A 1,419-nucleotide genomic window follows, 5' to 3' on the forward strand; every position below is an offset into this window, starting at 1 on the left:
GTGGCTGACCACGACGCCCTGGTGGCTCAACCAGATACGCACCGCAGGTCAGGCGGGGTGGTGCGTGGATGGAAGCAGAGCAAAGCCGGGCGGACCGACGGTCTTGCCCGCGGCGGACCCGAGCAAGAAACTCATTCGATGTTGCGCGGCCTGCAAAAGGTCATGGACGCGGTCTACGCCGGCTTCGAGCTGGCCCGAGACCTGATCGCGGAGATCCTTGTCGCACTAGCCGCCTGTGGCATCCTGCTGCTCGGCTGGTGGGGCTATCGGGCCGCGCCCTACGTCACCGTCTCGGTCGCGGCTGGCGTCCTGCTCTTCGCCGCCACGGGTTGTTCGCTCACCTCCGCGAGGTGCGTGGCAAGAAGCTCGCCGGTCGCCTCGGCGGCGCCGGGGTCGTCGCCGCGGGCGTCACCGGGATCTTGTTGAGCTACCTCCAGACGTGCGCCTGCCTCGGCTGACACACAAGCTCAGATGTGGCGCGGGCCGGTGTCCGGGCGGGTGCCCGGGTCGCCGAAGGTCATCGTGGCGTGCAGCACCGACACTCCGTCCGGGCGGGCCAGGACCGGGTGCAGCGACAGCGACCTGACCCGCGGTTGTTCGTCGGCCAGCCGGCCCACCCGCAGCAGCAGGTCTTCCAGCGCCGCGCGATCCACCGGGGACGCGCCGCGGTAGCCGTGTAGCAGCGGGGCCGCGCGGGGCTCGTCGACCAGGGCCGCCGCCGCGCGGTCGCTCAGGGGGGCCGCTCGCCACGCGCGGTCGCCCAGGAGCTCCGTCGCTACGCCGCCCAGGCCGAAGCCCACCACCGGGCCGAAGGCCGGGTCCTCCATCATCTCGACCACGCACGGCACGCCCGCCGGGACCATCGGCTGCACCAGGACCTGGGGGCCGAAGGCCTCCGCCAGTTCCCGGTACGCGATCCGCACCGCCTCCGGGACGCGCAGGTCCAGGCGGACCGCGCCCAGGTCGATGCGGTGGCGCAGCGACAGGCCCGCGGCCTTCAGCGCCACCGGCAGGCCCAGCGTCGTCGCCGCCGCCACCGCGTCCGGTGCCGAGTCGACCAGGGCGTCGGGGACGAGCGGGATGCCGTACGCGGCCAGCAGCCCCTCCCGGTCGTCGTGCGCGGAAGCCTCGGCCGCCGCCTCCAGGTCCACGTTGGACAGGACCGGCACCGTGCCGGGCGGTTGGCGGCGCCAGTCGGCGTACGCGGCGACCCGGCCCAACGCCCGCGCCGCCTCCTCCACCGACGGGTAGGCGGGGATGCCCGGCGGCACCCGCTCCACAAGGGACGTCACCACCACCGGCTTGTCGCCCGCCAGTGCGACGCTGGCGATCGTCGCCGCGAAGTCCGCGTCGTCGAGTTGGCCCGGCAGGGTGCCGACGGCACGGAAACCGTTTTTCCGCAGCAACCTAAGGAAGACC

2 protein-coding genes are annotated in these 1,419 nt (G+C 73.4%); one reads left to right on the plus strand and one right to left on the minus strand.

What is annotated here, in order from left to right:
* Positions 1–138 precede the first annotated feature (138 nt).
* Positions 139–426, plus strand: coding sequence for a hypothetical protein (locus AB0H87_RS41765; protein ID WP_360159408.1), 288 nt, complete (start codon positions 139–141; stop codon positions 424–426).
* A 41-nt stretch (positions 427–467) separates the two neighbouring features.
* Here AB0H87_RS41765 and AB0H87_RS41770 read toward each other — a convergent pair.
* Positions 468–1,419 (minus strand): acetate--CoA ligase family protein (locus tag AB0H87_RS41770; RefSeq protein WP_360159411.1); only part of this gene is annotated, 952 nt, incomplete at its 5' end.

It is taken from the genome of Asanoa sp. NPDC050611 (assembly GCF_040654855.1).
Lineage (GTDB): Bacteria > Actinomycetota > Actinomycetes > Mycobacteriales > Micromonosporaceae > Asanoa.